Origin of the sequence: Nonomuraea sp. NPDC001636, assembly GCF_040298265.1 — a bacterium.
Taxonomy (GTDB): Bacteria; Actinomycetota; Actinomycetes; order Streptosporangiales; family Streptosporangiaceae; genus Nonomuraea.
Genome location: NZ_JBEOZT010000029.1, coordinates 46,913 through 61,932, shown reverse-complemented (window position 1 = coordinate 61,932; position 15,020 = coordinate 46,913). Strand labels below are relative to the sequence as shown.

The 15,020-nt window shown below is 72.4% G+C and carries 12 protein-coding genes; 6 read left to right on the top strand and 6 right to left on the bottom strand.

The features are described from left to right. Positions 1 to 8 precede the first annotated feature (8 nt). Both ABT158_RS40120 and ABT158_RS40115 read left to right on the top strand, forming a co-directional pair. The gene (locus tag ABT158_RS40120; protein ID WP_352362793.1) at positions 9 to 1,499 is read left to right on the top strand and encodes a DUF885 family protein; all 1,491 of its coding nucleotides are present in this window, start codon (positions 9 to 11) and stop codon (positions 1,497 to 1,499) included. A 38-nt stretch (positions 1,500 to 1,537) separates the two neighbouring features. Further along, positions 1,538 to 2,422, top strand: coding sequence for an SDR family NAD(P)-dependent oxidoreductase (locus tag ABT158_RS40115; RefSeq protein WP_352362791.1), 885 nt, complete (start codon positions 1,538 to 1,540; stop codon positions 2,420 to 2,422). On the opposite strand, the gene ABT158_RS40110 is transcribed toward ABT158_RS40115, so the two are convergent. Beyond that, positions 2,367 to 3,320 carry a DUF2207 domain-containing protein gene (locus ABT158_RS40110; protein WP_352362789.1) on the bottom strand — a complete coding sequence of 318 codons (954 nt, stop codon included), beginning with the start codon at positions 3,318 to 3,320 and terminating at the stop codon, positions 2,367 to 2,369. The two genes, ABT158_RS40115 and ABT158_RS40110, sit on opposite strands and share 56 nt — an antisense overlap. Before the next feature lie 97 nt (positions 3,321 to 3,417). Here ABT158_RS40110 and guaA point away from each other — a divergent pair, with 97 nt between their 5' ends. The 4 genes from guaA (at position 3,418) to ABT158_RS40090 (ending at position 8,512) form a co-directional block, all read left to right on the top strand. Beyond that, complete coding sequence (guaA, locus tag ABT158_RS40105; protein WP_352362787.1) at positions 3,418 to 4,965, top strand: glutamine-hydrolyzing GMP synthase; 1,548 nt, start codon at positions 3,418 to 3,420, stop codon at positions 4,963 to 4,965. A gap of 288 nt (positions 4,966 to 5,253) precedes the next feature. Next, positions 5,254 to 6,432 (top strand): PP2C family protein-serine/threonine phosphatase, encoded by a 1,179-nt coding sequence (locus ABT158_RS40100; protein ID WP_352362785.1) that lies wholly within the window; start codon positions 5,254 to 5,256, stop codon positions 6,430 to 6,432. Further along, positions 6,429 to 8,051: a sensor histidine kinase gene (locus ABT158_RS40095; RefSeq protein ID WP_352362783.1), complete on the top strand. Its 1,623-nt coding sequence runs from the start codon at positions 6,429 to 6,431 to the stop codon at positions 8,049 to 8,051. The genes ABT158_RS40100 and ABT158_RS40095 overlap by 4 nt, the downstream gene beginning before the upstream one ends. Beyond that, positions 8,048 to 8,512 carry a response regulator gene (locus tag ABT158_RS40090; protein ID WP_352318742.1) on the top strand — a complete coding sequence of 155 codons (465 nt, stop codon included), beginning with the start codon at positions 8,048 to 8,050 and terminating at the stop codon, positions 8,510 to 8,512. Before ABT158_RS40095 ends, ABT158_RS40090 begins: the two co-directional genes overlap by 4 nt. Here ABT158_RS40090 and ABT158_RS40085 read toward each other — a convergent pair. The 5 genes from ABT158_RS40085 to ABT158_RS40065 all read right to left on the bottom strand — a co-directional run bounded on the left by ABT158_RS40085 (position 8,509) and on the right by ABT158_RS40065 (position 14,992). Continuing rightward, a complete protein-coding gene (locus tag ABT158_RS40085; protein WP_352362781.1) occupies positions 8,509 to 9,987 on the bottom strand; it encodes a hypothetical protein in 1,479 nt (492 codons plus the stop codon). The two genes, ABT158_RS40090 and ABT158_RS40085, sit on opposite strands and share 4 nt — an antisense overlap. A 28-nt stretch (positions 9,988 to 10,015) precedes the next feature. Beyond that, entirely contained in the window at positions 10,016 to 10,690 is a 675-nt protein-coding gene (locus ABT158_RS40080; protein ID WP_352362779.1) for a polysaccharide deacetylase family protein, read from the bottom strand. Between the two features lie 85 nt (positions 10,691 to 10,775). Then, positions 10,776 to 11,474 carry a class I SAM-dependent methyltransferase gene (locus tag ABT158_RS40075; RefSeq protein ID WP_352362777.1) on the bottom strand — a complete coding sequence of 233 codons (699 nt, stop codon included), beginning with the start codon at positions 11,472 to 11,474 and terminating at the stop codon, positions 10,776 to 10,778. Further along, positions 11,461 to 12,711, bottom strand: a complete 1,251-nt coding sequence (locus tag ABT158_RS40070) for a glycosyltransferase (RefSeq protein WP_352362775.1) — start codon at positions 12,709 to 12,711, stop codon at positions 11,461 to 11,463. The genes ABT158_RS40075 and ABT158_RS40070 overlap by 14 nt, the downstream gene beginning before the upstream one ends. Positions 12,712 to 12,817: 106 nt before the next feature. Then, complete coding sequence (locus tag ABT158_RS40065; protein ID WP_352362773.1) at positions 12,818 to 14,992, bottom strand: hypothetical protein; 2,175 nt, start codon at positions 14,990 to 14,992, stop codon at positions 12,818 to 12,820. Between the last annotated feature and the right edge of the window lie 28 nt (positions 14,993 to 15,020).

The following is a 15,020-nucleotide window of genomic DNA, read 5'->3' as shown; positions in this document are numbered from 1 at the left end:
TCGGCGGCATGACGGAACTTGACCCCAGACTGCGCGCGATCACCGATTTGATGGTGTCCGAGGCGCGCGAAGGGGGCGGCAGGCACGAGTACGACGGCCAGATCCAGGACCTGTCGCCCGAGGGCGTACGGGACGGCCTGGCGCGCCTCGGCAAGGGCGACGCGCCGGCCGACCCGCACGACGCCGAGCACCTGCAGATCTTCGAGGAGGCGATGCGCACCCAGTTCGGCGAGCTGGAGCTGCACCGCAAGAACCCGCTGATCCACCTGTCCAACCTCGACCTGGCCTGCTACGACCGCGACTACGGCCCCGAGGCCGAGCGCGCCGCCGCCCGCGCCGCGCATCTCGCGCAGTGGCCGGCCGCCGTGGACGCCGCGGTCGCCGCGCTCGACCAGGTCGCGGCCCCGGTCGCCACGTCCCTGCTGGGCGCGGTCAAGGGTCTGGCCGCGGGTATCACCGACCAGGCCGCGATCGAGGCCCACGGCAGGCTCGTGGCCCACGTGGCCCACGCCGCCGCCGAGGGCGACCCCGACGCCGCGCTCGGCGGCGCGGCCCTGGTCAAGCTCATGAGCAGCGCCGAGGGCCTGCCGGTCGACCTGGGCCGGCTGGCCGAGCGCGCCGACGCCGAACGCGACCGGCTCATGGGCCTGCTGGCCGAGTCCTGCGCCAAGCTCGGACGTTCCGAGCGGCCCCTCGACGTCGTCCGCGAGCTGGTCAAGGACCACCCCGACGCCGACGGCGTGATCGAGGCGGCCCGGATCGGCACCGAACGGGCCATCGCCTTCACCCGTGAGAAGGACCTCGTGCCCTACCACGACGGCGAGTGCCAGGTCGGGCTGGCGCCGGAGTCGCGCCGCTGGGCCATGGCCATGATGGCGTGGAACTCGCCGGGCGAGCCCGAGGGGCCGTCCTGGTACCACATCACGCCGCCGGACGCGTCCTGGAGCGAGCAGGACCAGGAGGAGTGGCTGGAGGTCTTCAGCGCCACCACGCTGCCCGCGATCAACGTGCACGAGGTGGCCCCCGGCCACTTCTCGCACGGCCGCGCGCTCCGCCGGGCCCCCTCCGACGTGCGGCGGCTGCTGCAGTCGATGGCCTTCGTCGAGGGCTGGGCCCACTACGCCGAGGAGCTGTGCGTCGAGGAGGGCTACGCGCCCGACGACCCGCGGTTCGAGATCGGCGTCTGGGTGGAGGCGCTGATCCGGGTCACCCGGCTGGCCTGCGCGATCGGCGTGCACACCGGGCAGATGACGGTCGAGGAGGGCGCGCGGCGCTTCGAGTCCGACACCCACCTGGCCGGTCCCGCCGCGCTGTCGGAGGCCCGCCGCGCCTCCTTCGACCCGACGTACGGCCGCTACACCTGGGGCAAGCTGCTCATCCTCGACCTGCGCGAGCAGGCCCGCGCGCAGTGGGGAGCGGGCTTCACGCTCCAGCGTTTCCACAAGGCGCTGTTCGACCTCGGCTCGCCGCCCCTGGGCCTGATCGGCGCGATCCTGTAGCGTCGGGTTAGCCGAGCGAGCGCTAGGGAGGTTCAGCGGTGCGTGAACTGTCCGGCAAAGTCGCGGTGGTGACGGGCGCGGCCAGCGGCATCGGCAGGGCCCTGGCCGTCCGGTTCGCCGCCGAGGGCATGGCGTTGATGCTGGCCGACGTCGATCCCGGTGGCCTGGCCGAGACGGCCGCGCTCGCGGGGAAGGCGTCCGCCGGGCCGGGCGAGGTGCTCACGCAGGTCACCGACGTCTCGGACGCGGCGGCCGTGCAGCACCTGGCCGACCGGAGCTTCGGCGAGCTGGGCGCGGTGCACGTGCTGTGCAACAACGCCGGCGTTTACCAGGGCGGCCGCCTGTGGACCAGGACCGCCGAGGACTTCGCCTGGCTGCTCGGCGTGAACCTGTGGGGCGTGCTGCACGGCGTGCGGGCGTTCGTGCCGCGCATGATGGGACAGGACACCGAGGGGCACGTCGTCAACACCGTGTCCGTGGCGGGGCTGCTCGCCGCGCCGGGCGCGGGCGGTTACGCGGTCACCAAGTACGCCGCGCTGGCCGCCTCGCAGTCGCTGGCCCAGGACCTGGCCGCCGTGGGCTCCAAGCTCCGCGTGACCGCGCTGTGCCCCGGCGCGGTCAGGACGCGGATCGACGACTCGGCCCGGTCCCGCCCGGCCGGCCTGGTCACCACCCCGACGGACGACGAGACGGCCGCCCGCGAGGCCGTCGGGGCGGCCATGGCGCGCGGCGTCGAGCCCGCCGAGGTCGCCGCCCTGGTCGTGCGGGCCATCCACGAGGAACGGTTCCTCGTGCTGACCCACCCCGAGTTCGCCGACCGGCTGCGCAGGCAGACCGAGCTGCTGCTGGCCGGCGAACTGCCCGGCGCTACCAGCGGCGCTCGTGGGCCAGCACGCTCACCACGCTCCCGCGCCGCGGATTGACCAGCAGCCGGACGAAGTCGCCCGGCAGCACGTCCTGGTAGACGCGCTCCTTGGCCCGGTACGCCGGCGCCCGCTCCGACGTGCCGTCGTGCACCGCCAGGTAACAGGTGCGCGAGGAGGACAGGTCGTCGCCGTGCTCGGTCACGATCCAGCGCTTGACCACCCGCCCCTCGACCTCCTGCCGCTTGGGCGCGCCGCCGTCGCGCGGAGCGGGCTCGACCAGGACGCCGCGCCACCCGTCGCCGGTGAAGATCCACTCCTGCCGCGGGTCCACCGGGGCCGGCTCGGGCCCGGCGACCTCGCGGCCGAGCGGCGTCAGCACGAACCCGCGTCCGCCCAGCAGCAGCGCGGCCCCGGCCACGAACGCCCCCGCCGTGGCGATCCAGCCGGGCCACGACACGCCCGCCTGCGAGATGGTGACGTACCAGGGCACGGCGAGGCCGGCGGCCAGCAGCAGCGGCACGAGCATGCTCTGCCAGCGCCGCCGGGCCAGCCCGAGGTCGATGGCGCTCTGCCGGAGCAGGGGCACGAACTCGGCGTCGAGGTCGCCGCTGTCCGGCATCAGGGCGACCACCGGCGCCTGCGGCGCTCCGCCCATCCGCGCGGCCACCCGGTCGAGCACCCATCGCTCGTACGGCCACACCTGCCCCTCGCCCGTCGCGGAGAGCGTGAGCCGGTCGCCCCGGATCGTCAGGAACCCGCGCCTGGCCAGCTCGAAGACCGTGGCGTGGAAGACCTCACCGGCCCGCAGCCCGCGTAAGAGCTCGACGACGGCGGGCGGCGCCGGGGGAGCAGGGGCCGCCGGGGGCGCGGCGGCCCGGCGCGTCGTCAACCCGAACGCGGCGGCCAGCGCGGCGAACCACAGGGCCCACGCCGAGGCCGGCCAGACAAGATCCACCGTTCTGTGTTAGCACGAGTGACGGTGTGAGGCCAGGCGTAATACCCGAGGCCGATACAATGAAGGCACCGCATTTCGCCTTTGGGGGGTTCTCACGGTGTCTGAATTCGACACAGTGCTGGTGGTCGACTTCGGCGCACAGTACGCACAGCTCATCGCCAGGCGGGTGCGCGAGTGCCACGTCTACTCCGAGATCGTGCCGTCGTCGATGTCCGTCGAGGAGATGATGGCCAAGAAACCGAAGGCGATCATCCTGTCCGGTGGCCCGTCGTCGGTCTACGCCGAAGGCGCGCCGCCCGTGCCGCACGGCCTGTTCTCGACCGGCGTGCCCACGTTCGGCATCTGTTACGGCTTCCAGGCCATGGCCCAGGCGCTGGGCGGCGAGGTCGCCCGCACGGGCGTCGCCGAATACGGCGGCACCGCGCTGAAGGTGCTCGACGAGGGCGTCATCTTCCAGGGGCTGCCCGCCGCGCAGACCGTCTGGATGTCCCACGGCGACAGCGTGGCCGCGGCCCCCGAGGGCTTCGCGGTCACCGCCTCCACGAGCGAGACGCCGGTCGCCGCCTTCGAGCACCCCGAGCGCGGCCTGTACGGCGTGCAGTTCCATCCCGAGGTGCTCCACTCCGAGCACGGCCAGGCCGTGCTCAAGCACTTCCTCGACGCGGCCGGCTGCCGTCCGTCGTGGACCATGCTCAACATCGTCGAGGACTCCGTCGAGGCCGTGCGCCGGCAGGTCGGCGAGGGCCGCGCCATCTGCGCGCTGTCGGGCGGCGTCGACTCCGCGGTGGCCGCGGCGATCGTCCAGCGGGCCATCGGCGACCGGCTGACCTGCGTCTTCGTCGACCACGGGCTGCTGCGCAAGGGCGAGGCCGAGCAGGTCGAGCGCGACTTCGTGGCCGTCACGGGCGTCAAGCTGCGCGTCGTCGACGCCGCCGACCGCTTCCTGAAGGCGCTGGAGGGCGTCACCGACCCGGAGGAGAAGCGGAAGATCATCGGCCGCGAGTTCATCCGCGTCTTCGAGGACGAGCAGCGCGCCATCATGGCCGACGGCCCGGTCGACTTCCTGGTCCAGGGCACCCTCTACCCCGACGTCGTCGAGTCCGGCGGCGGCACCGGCACCGCCAACATCAAGTCCCACCACAACGTCGGCGGCCTGCCGGAAGACCTCCAGTTCAAGCTGGTCGAGCCGCTGCGCGCGCTGTTCAAGGACGAGGTCCGCCGGGCCGGCGAAGAGCTGGGCCTGCCGCCCGCCATGGTCTGGCGGCAGCCGTTCCCCGGCCCCGGGCTCGGCATCCGCATCGTCGGCGAGGTCACCCGCGACCGCCTGGCGCTGCTGCGCGAGGCCGACGCCATCGCCCGCGAAGAGCTCTCCCGCGCCGGCCTCGACCGGCAGATCTGGCAGTGCCCGGTGGTGCTGCTGGCCGACGTGCGTTCGGTGGGCGTGCAGGGCGACGGCCGCACCTACGGCCACCCGGTCGTGCTCCGGCCGGTGACGTCCGAGGACGCGATGACGGCCGACTGGGCGCGGGTGCCCTACGACGTCCTGTCCCGCATCTCCACCCGCATCACCAACGAGGTGCGCGAGGTCAACCGGGTGGTGGTCGACGTCACGAGCAAGCCCCCGGGCACCATCGAGTGGGAATAGCGCCGTGTGCGAACGGCCCGGACCGGCTGACGGTTCCGGGCCGTTCGCATGTCCGGCCATGAGCGGTTAATGCAGGTCAGGGCGTTGGTTATGGTGGAAGAAGGTCGATTCGCCAGACCCCCTCGACCCCGGCCCGTGACGATTGCTCAGCTCGTGGACGCATACCGCAAAGTTTCTTGGGAAAAGTGTGTGAGTTTGGGCCACTTCTTGGCCGTAGTGGGCAGTGGGGCACCTGAGGCGTCGATTCGTTAGAGCTCGGTGCCGGTGACGAAGGGTGCAATTGCCAACATGGCCCATGCGAGTGAGGATGTCCGGCAGCCGTTGGTGTTGCTCGTGGAGGACGATCCGCAGGATGCGCTGATCGTCCAGGAGCTGCTGGAGGACAGCGGCCTTGCCGTCCGGCTGGAGTGGGCGCGTTCGGTGGACGAGGCCCGCAGGGCGCTGGCCCGGCTGCGTCCCCAGTGCGTGCTGCTCGACCTCGGCCTGCCCGACGCCTACGAGTTCTCCGCCCTGTCGTCGGTGCTGGAGGAGGCCGGGGACGCCGCCGTCGTCGTGCTGACCGGCCTGGCCGAGGAGAGCGCGGGCCTCGCCGCGGTGACCGCCGGAGCCCAGGACTACCTGGTCAAGGGCCGGGTGGAGGCCGAATGGCTGGGCCGCACGCTGCGCTACGCCATGCAGCGCAAGCAGGCCGAGCAGGCGGCCGTGGCGCTGCACACCGCACGGGTGCGGGCCAAGGAGAACGCCCGCCTGGAGCGCGGCCTGCTGCCGACGCCGCTGCTGCAGGAGATGCCCCTGGAGGTCGCCTCCCGCTACCGGGCCAGCCGCGGCTCGGCCACGCTCGGTGGCGACTTCTTCGACGTCGTCGAGACCGACGACAAGGTCGTGCACGCGGTGATCGGCGACGTCTGCGGCCACGGGCCCGACGAGGCGGCGCTCGGCGTCTGCCTGCGCATCGCCTGGCGGGCGCTGGTGCTCAACGGCATGACCGGCGTCCCGCTGCTGCGCCAGCTCGAACGCATCCTGCGGGCCGAACGGGCCGGCTCCGAGATCTTCGTCACGATGTCCACGGTGGTTCTGGAGCCCGACCGGCACACGATGCGCGTCTGGCGCGCCGGACACCCCGGCCTGCTGGTGCACACGGCCGACTCCGTGCTGCTCGCCGACCCGCGGCAGGGGCCCGCGCTCGGCCTGCCCATCGAGGCCGACTGGGAGGAGGACCTCCTGGAGCTGCCCGAGGGCGGCGGCGTGACGCTCTACACCGACGGCCTCTTCGAGCGCCGCCTGCCGGGCGACACGCCGCGGTGGCTGGGCGAGGAGGGCCTGCTGGAGCTGTCCTCCCGGTGGACGGGCCTGGGCAGCGAGGAACTGCTCGACGCGATCCTCGCCGACGTCGAGGCGGCCTCCGTCCACGACGCGGCGGCCGACGACGTCGCCGTCGTGCACCTGCGCTGGAAGGACGAATCGTGAGCGAACAGGCGTCCGTGCTGGAGAGGCAGGCAGTGCAGAAGGTTTCCCGTACGCGTGGCGGCGAGCAGGGCTGGCGGCGGCTGACCGTCCACGGCTGGTTCGTGCTGATGATCGCGGCCGTGTCGGTCCTGGTGGTCACCTGCGTCGTCGTCGCCACCGTGATGCTCGACCGCACCGCGCGGCTGTCCGACCAGGTCATCCTGCGCATCTCGCCGGCCAGGATCGAGGCCGCCCAGTTGCGCAGCACCCTGATCGACCAGGAGACCGGCGTACGCGGTTTCCTGCTGACCGGCAACGAGGACTTCCTCCAGCCGTACACGGCGGGCGTGGCGGCCGAGCGGCACAGCCGCGAGCGCATCGCCGCGCTCATCGGCGACCGTCCGGAGCTGGTCGGCGAGCTGAACGCGGTCAGGGACGCGGCGGCCGCCTGGCGGCGCGACTACGCCGAGCCGCTCACCGCCGACAAGCGGGCCGACGGGGTCATCCCCGCCAGCCGCATCGAGAGCGGCAAGCACGCCTTCGACCAGATCAGAGCGCTGCTCGACCGGCAGGACGACCGGCTGGCCGACGCCCGGCAGCGCGCCCAGGAGGAGCTGCGACAGGTCGAGCAGGTCCGCAACCTGGCCTTCGTCGTCATGCTGATCCTGTTCCTGGTGGCCGGCGTCGCGATGGCGGTGCTGCTGCGGCGGGCGATCGGGCGTCCGCTCGACGAGCTACGCGAGGCCGCCCGCGACATCGCCGCCGGCGACTTCGACCGGGCGATCCCGGCCAGCGGGCCGGCCGACATCCGCGAGGTCGCACGGGACGTGGAGTCGATGCGGACGAAGATCGTCTTCGCCCTCGAAGAGTTCCGCAAGCAGCACGTCGTGCTGCGCGAGCAGGCGGCCGGCCTCGACGCCCAGGCCGAGGAGCTGCGGCGGTCGAACGCCGAGCTGGAGCAGTTCGCCTACGTCGCCTCCCACGACCTCCAGGAGCCGCTGCGCAAGATCGCCACGTTCTGCCAGCTCCTCCAGAAGCGCTACGGCGACGTGCTCGACGAGCGCGGCCTCCAGTACATCCACTTCGCCGTCGACGGCGCCACCCGCATGCAGGTCCTGATCAACGACCTGCTCACCTTCTCCCGCGTCGGCCGCCTGTACGACGACCGCAAGCCGGTCGACCTGGCGGAGTCGCTCGACAAGGCGCTGGTGGACCTGTCGGCGGTGATCGAGGAGACCGGTGCCGAGATCGAGCGGCCCGACCCGCTGCCCAACGTGATCGGCGACCCCACCATGCTCGGCATGCTCTGGCAGAACCTCGTCGGCAACGCGCTGAAGTTCCGCGCCCCCGACCGCGCCCCCCGCATCCGGATCACCTGCGAGCAGCGGGAGAACGAGTGGCTGTTCTCGGTCACCGACAACGGCATCGGCGTGGAGGCCGAGTTCGCCGATAAGATCTTCATCATCTTCCAGCGTCTGCACAGCCGGGAGGCCTACAGCGGCACCGGCATCGGCCTGGCGATGTGCAAGAAGATCGTGGAGAACCACGGCGGTACGATCTGGCTCGACACCGGCCACACCGAGGGAGCCCGGATCAGCTTCACCCTGCCCGCCGTCACCGACGAAGGAGCAACCGCATGACCGTCCAGCCCATCGAAGTGCTCCTGGTCGAGGACGATCCCGGTGACGAGCTCATCACCCGCGAGGCGTTCGAGGACAACAAGATCCGCAACAACCTCCACGTCGTGCGCGACGGCCTGGAGGCGCTCGACTTCATCTACCAGCGCGGGGCGCACGTGGGCGCGCCGCGGCCCGACCTCGTCCTGCTCGACCTCAACCTGCCCAAGTACGACGGGCGGCAGGTGCTGGAGAAGATCAAGGGCGATCCGGAGCTGCGGGCGATCCCGGTCGTCGTCCTGACCACCTCCTCGGCCGAGGAGGACATCCTGCGCAGCTACAAGCTGTTCGCCAACGCGTACGTGACCAAGCCCGTCGACCTTGAGCAGTTCATGGCCGTCATCCGGCAGATCGACGAGTTCTTCGTCACCGTGGTGCGGCTGCCGGGCCGTACCCGGCTGCCCGACGGCCAGGGCCTGGCCTAGCCGCCCTGGTCGTCCGGCCCGGTCTCGCCGGCGGGCGGGGCCGGCCGGCGCAGCGCGCGCCACGCCCACCGGGCCGCGGCGAGCAGCAGCCGCCCGGCGCTCGCCAGGAGCAGCGGCACCAGCAGCAGCCCGACGAAGATCGGCGCGGCCATGTACCGGAAGTCCTGGGCCGAGATGTTGGCCAGCACGGCGAGCTGCTGCCCGGCCACGACCGCCGCCACCCCGACCACGTAGCGGTTGCGCAGGGCCAGCGCCCCCAGCGCCACCGCCGCGTACGACAGGTAGGCCCACGAGGCCCCCCGCCACAACACCCAGTCCCACTGCGGGAGCAGCGCCCCCGTCAGCCACGGCTCGGCCACCTGGTTCAGCTCGGCCGACAGCGGCCGGAGCGAGAACACCCCCCGGCCGGCGAAGTCCGGCACCTTGCCGGGCCCCACGTAGGTGTCGGCGGTGGGCCGCCGCGAGAACCGGTACGTCATCCCGCCGACCACGTACGGGTCCTGCACCGGGCTCCACGCGATCGCCCCCCGGCACAGGCGGGTGCGGGCGATCATCCCGGGGTCGCTGGTCAGCAACCGCTCCCACAGGCCGAGCAGCTCGCCCGCGTGCGCGTCGGCGGCCGGCCAGCTGAAGTCGCGACGCCAGATCAGCAGGTTGACCGTGGCGCAGGTGCCGCCCTCCCACCACCTGCTGAGCGGCGCGACCGAGGTCATCAGCGCCTTGTCCTGCTCGGTGAACAGCTCCGGACGCTCCCTGAACGCCACCGCCACGTCGGCGTAGGCCGTGTGGTAGACGTACGTGCTGGACGGCGGCGTGATGCCGAACCGCGGGAACAGCAGGTTCGTGAGCAGCAGCGGCACGGCGGCCGCCACCGTGCCGACGAGCGCGAGCCGTACCCGCCGCGTGGCGACGACCACCAGCAGGACGGCGACGGCGATGCCGACCACCAGGAAGCCGTTCGCGCGGAACAGCCCGAGCAGCGTCATGAGCACGCCGAGCCCGGCCAGGGAGACCCGCCGGCGCGCGGCCATGCGCGCGCAGACCCCCGCGATCATGATCGCGCAGATCGTGAACGGCACGTCCTTCCACAGCGTGACCGTGAACGCCCCCACCGTCGGCGTCACCGGCGCCAGCACCGCCACCAGCGTCGTGGCCCACCGCGGCGCCCCCAGCGCGCCGAGCGACCGCGCCAGGTACGTCAGCGCCCCCGCCATCGCCGTGGTCTGCGCGAACGTGACCGCCCCGAGGTCACCTGTCCTGGTGAAGCTCAGCCACAACAACGCGTCGTAGGCCACCGAGTGATCGCTCACCCACGGGCCGACGATCGTGTGGCTGAGATAGAGCACCGAGTCGCGGCTGAACAGCCCGGGGTAGAAGGCCGCCCACCAGCAGGCGAGCACCGCCTGAATGATCAGGAAGGTGACGAGGGCGACCCACGGCCTGGGACGTGCGGCGGCGGGGCTGACGCTCTCCATGGTTCCAGCACTCAGGAGGGGGACGTGCTCAGAAGTAGCTCAGTCCGGATTCGGGCCCCTTGCCGCGCAGCAGCGTCGGGACGGTGACGAGGGTGTAGCCCTGCTTCTTGAGCTCCTTGAGGATCTCGGGCATCGCCTTGACGGTCTGCGGGACCGTGTCGTGCATGAGGATGACGCCGTCGCGCTTGGCCAGCTTGAGCACGGTCGCCTTGATCTTCTTGGCGTCGCGCAGCTTCCAGTCGAGGGTGGTGCCCGTCCACAGGATCTCGGCGAGGTCCTGCTGGTCGGCCATCCGCAGCACGCGCTCGTCGGTGTGCCCGTAGGGCGGGCGGTACATCGTCGGCCGCCGGCCCGTGGCGTCCTGGATGAGGGCCTGGGTGGTGCGCAGCTCTTCGATGATGTCGTCGTCGCGCAGCGTCGGCAGCGAGGGGTGGGAGTAGGTGTGGTCGCCGATCGCGTGCCCCTCCGCGGCCTGCTGCCTGGCCAGCGCCGGACGCCGCTCGACCTGCTTGCCGACGAGGAAGAAGGTGGCCTTGGCCCCCTCCTTCTTGAGCACCTTGAGCAGCGTCGCCGTGTGCTCGCCGGGACCGTCGTCGAAGGTCAGCGCCAGGCACTTGAGCCGGGCGCAGTCGATCTTCGGGGCGGCGGCCGCGGGCGTGGCGGTCAGGGCCAGGGTGGCCGCGAGGAGGGCGTGAATCACCACACGCGACAGCCTAGAACCATCCGGGGCCGTCCGCGTCACCGGACATCGAGTTGAGACCTGACCCCGGCCTGTGGTTCGGAACCCGTCACCTGCCGAGCCTGGCCCGCAGGAACAGCGTCACGCCCTTCAGCGACCTGACCGGCAGGTAGCGTTCGGCGCGCACCACCATCGACAGGCCCGCGTTGACCACCGCGGGCGTGCGCTGCAGGTCGCTGCCCCTCGATCGCCGCCGGTGCCGGGCCACCAGCGGACGCAGCAGCACGTTCCAGCTCCACAGCCGGTCCACCCGCAGCCCGGCCTTCTCCACCACGACGGTCAGCGTGTCCCGGCCGTAGCGGCGTACGTGCCCCACGGCGTCGTCGTGCGCCGACCACAGCGCCATGTCGCACGGGACGGCGATCAGCGCGTGCCCGCCGGGCGCCAGCACCCGGGCGATCTCCTCGGTGACGAGATGGTCCTCGTGGATGTGTTCGAGCACGTCGAACGCGGTCACCAGGTCCATGCTCGACGACTCGAACGGCAGCGCCCGCGCGTCGGCGTGCACGGCCTTGAGCCCGCGTTCCCTGGCGACCTCGACCGCCGTCTCGCAGTAGTCCGTCGCGGTGGCGTCCCAGCCGGCCTCGACCAGCACCCGGGTGTTCCCGCCGCCGGCCGCGCCGACGTCGAGGGCCCGCCCGGGACGGCCCAGGTCACGCAGCTCCCTGCGCAGGATCGCCCGGCGCTCCCGGTACCACCAGTGGGTGTCCTCAAGGTCGAGCAGCCGGCGGATCTCAGTGGTTTCCATGTGGTTGGTTCCTTGTGCGGGAGAAGACCCAGCGGTCCAGAGCGGTGAAGCGGATCAGGGTGAGCAGTCCGTACGTGGCGACCACCGCGCTCATCTCCATCAGCCGCCCGGCCCCCGGCGACACGCTGCGCAGGCCGAGCACGGCGGAGGTGGTCAGGAGGTAGTTCGCCAGGAAGAGCAGCGCCGCCCGGAAGTGCATCGCGGTACGCCGTCCGCCCAGCCGGTTGAACGTCCAGCGCCGGTTCGCCTCGGTGTTGACGAACCCGGAGAGCACCAGCGCGCCCAGGTTGGCCGGCGCGGGCGCCCAGACGCCGCGCAACGGCAGGTAGATGAGCGCGTACAGCAGGACGGAGAACACGCCGATCGCGGCGAACGAGGCGAACTTCGCCAGCGTCACCGCCCTCGGCCGGGCGACCACCGCGTCGGGATGCGTGGGCGTGAGCTCCGAACGCGCCACCTCGACGTCGGCCCGGCCCATGGACATCGACCAGGCGACCCTGGCCAGGCCCTTCAGGTCGTCGATCGCCGTCCTGACCACGCGGACGCGCGAGTCGGTGTCCTCGATCCAGTCGACCGGCACCTCGTGCACGCGCAGGCCGTTGTGCTCGGCCAGCAGCAGCAGCTCGGTGTCGAAGAACCAGGCGTCGTCCTCGATCTTGTCCATGAGCGGCCGGACCACGTCGGTCCTGGCCGCCTTGAACCCGCACTGGGCGTCGCTGAACCTGACCCCGAACCCGTACCTGAGCAGCGCGTTGTAGCTGCGCGAGACCACCTCGCGGCGGATCGAGCGCAGGGTGCGGGCGCTGTGCGCGAGCCGGGTGCCGATGGCGATCTCGGAATGCCCGCTCGCCACCGCCGCGACCAGCGGGAACAGCGCGCCGAGGTCGGTGGACAGATCGACGTCCATGTACGCGACGATGTCGGCCGGGCTCTCCCGCCAGGCCGCCTTGAGCGCGGCGCCGCGGCCCCGGATGTCGAGCCGGCGGGCGTGCACCCGGTCGTGCTCGGCGGCCAGCCGGGTGGCGATGGGCCAGGTGTCGTCGGTGCTGCCGTTGTCCACGACCGTGATGCGCCACGGCAGCGGGAACCTGTCCTCCAGGAACCCGGTCAGCGTGCGCACGCAGCCCGGCAGCGCCCGTTCTTCGTTGAGCACCGGGATGACGATGTCGACGGTCGCCAGGCCGGCCGAGGTGTCCAGGACGTTGGGGCTCGGGTCCATGGCGGCACGCGTGTCCATAGAATTCCCTGATCGCTTGCGGCGGTAGGTTCACGGAAATGGTGCTGGGGGCGTCCAGCGGGGCGCGTGCCGTTTCTGCTCACCATTCCATGAACGGGGACAAGCTTTACCCGGCCGTGAGCTCGTACACGGAGACGTCGGCGTTGCGGAAGCGCAGTTCGGCGTATGTCTCCAACGCCGGATCATTACTGGTGAACAGCCATTTGACGCCGTATTTCCGGCGGAGCCTGCCGACGTTCGCGGCCGACGGCTCGCGGAAGGCCGCGTCGTTGTCCGCCAGCCTGGCCTGGTCGGCGAACGGCACCTGGAGGTAGGGGGTCACGAACATCTCGGCGCGCGACAGCGTGCTCTCGGCGTACGCCCAGCCCTCGACCAGCACCCGCCGCTCGGTGAACCCCGAGACCCAGAAGTGCCTGCTGTCGCACGTACGGCGGGGCGCCGGGTTGCGGCAGTGGAGGTCGGTGGCCACCACGTCGCCGGGCGCGGAATGGTCGCGCAGCCACCGTCCGGCCTCCAGCGCCCCGGCCGGGATCAGCCGCTCGCGCTCCCACGGCTCGGGCGCGACGTGCACGACCACCTCCCGCAGCGAGGTCGGCACCGCGTACCCCGCCAGCAGCGCCACCACCGCCAGCGAGAACCCCCGCCGCCGGAACGCCACCACCACCACGGCCACCCCCGCCAGCACCAGGTACGGCACCAGCACCCGCACCAGCGCCGCACCCGGCGGCACCAGCCGCGAGGCCGCGACGGCCACCGCCGCCCCCGCCCCGGCCAGGCCCGCGACCACCGCCCACGGCACCCGCCGCCGCTCCATGGCCGCCACCACCCCGCACACCGCGGCCACCGACAGGTACGGCCGCACCCCCTCCAGGAAGTAGAGCTGCGCGTCGGACGGATGACCGAGCACCATGATCGCGCCGATGCCCGCCAGCCCGACGCCGACCGGCAGCAGCACCGCCGGGTCCAGCAGCCGGGCCTTGAGCGCCACCGCGCCGCCCCACACGCAGAGCAGGCAGAACAGGTGCACCCCGGCGAACACCAGCACCGGCCCCCACGGCTCGGCGGCCAGCGCGGGCGGCTGCACGTCCGCCACCACCCCCCACAACGTGCGCATCGTGGCGAACGGCGCCACCACCGTGCCCTGCGCCCCCCGCCCGAACACCACGAACTGCGCGATCAGCAGGCAGCCGGACGTGATCGCCGCCGGCACCAGCCACTCCCGCCGCAGCCGCCGGTCCACCGGCAACCGCACGACCAGCACGAACACCAGCCCGGCCAGCAGCAACGGCAGGAACGTCGCCTTCGCCCCGGTCAGCGCCAGCAGCAGCACGGCCACCGCCGCCCACCCCCTCGGCCGCATGGCGGTGAGCACCAGCATCACGGGCGCGAACAACAACGCGCCGAACGTCTGCGTCGGGCTGGCCCACGCGGTGAACATCGACCGCGAGGTGAACACCACGCCCTCCTGCAACACCGGCGCGAACAGGAAGTACGTGACGCCGACCGCCGCGAGCCCCGCGCCCCACCGCCCGCCGAGCCGCCGCCCGAGCACCGCCACGAGCACGACCGTCGCGAACGTCATCGGCAACGTGGACAGCCGGTAGACCAGCGTCACCGGCTCGATCCCGGTGACCCAGCTCGTGGCCGCCATCTCGGCGTAGACGAACCAGTGGTAGGACAGCCGCTCGCCCAGCACCGACGGCACCGTGGGCGGCACGTGGTTCCTGACCTCGCCGAGCAGGGCCAGGTGGTAGGGCATGTCGACGTACGCGTCGGTGATCGGCACGCGGTAGAGCGACCGGGCGCAGAAGGCCAGCAGGTAACCGGCGACCCCCGCCAGCGACCAGGCGCACCACCAGGGCATCCGTTCGCGTTCGGCCCGGCCCCGCCAGTGGCGCCGCAACCGCGGCACCGCGAGGAACAACGCGACGGCGGTGACCGGCCAGCCCAGGACGAGCAGCGGCAGGCCGGCCGCGCGGGCTGGGATGTAGACCAGGACCTCGACCGCGTACCCGAGGGCCAGCCCGGCGGCCACGTCCTCGGCGAACGACCGGCCGCCGCCGGTGAGCGCCCGCCACAGCAACGTCCCCGGCAGCGCCACCCCGAGCAGGAGGTACGCGCCGAAGGCCGCCAGATCGCCTGCCGGGACCCCGCACCAGAGCAACACCCAGGCCGCCCCGACCAGCACCGTCCCGGCCGGCAGCCACCCCGCGAACAGCCGCCGCGCCCACCCCGGCGCCCGCCGCCCGCTGACCGCGGCCTCCGCCACCACGGCCGTCATCGGTGCTGCGGCCTCGTGCGTGGCCGGT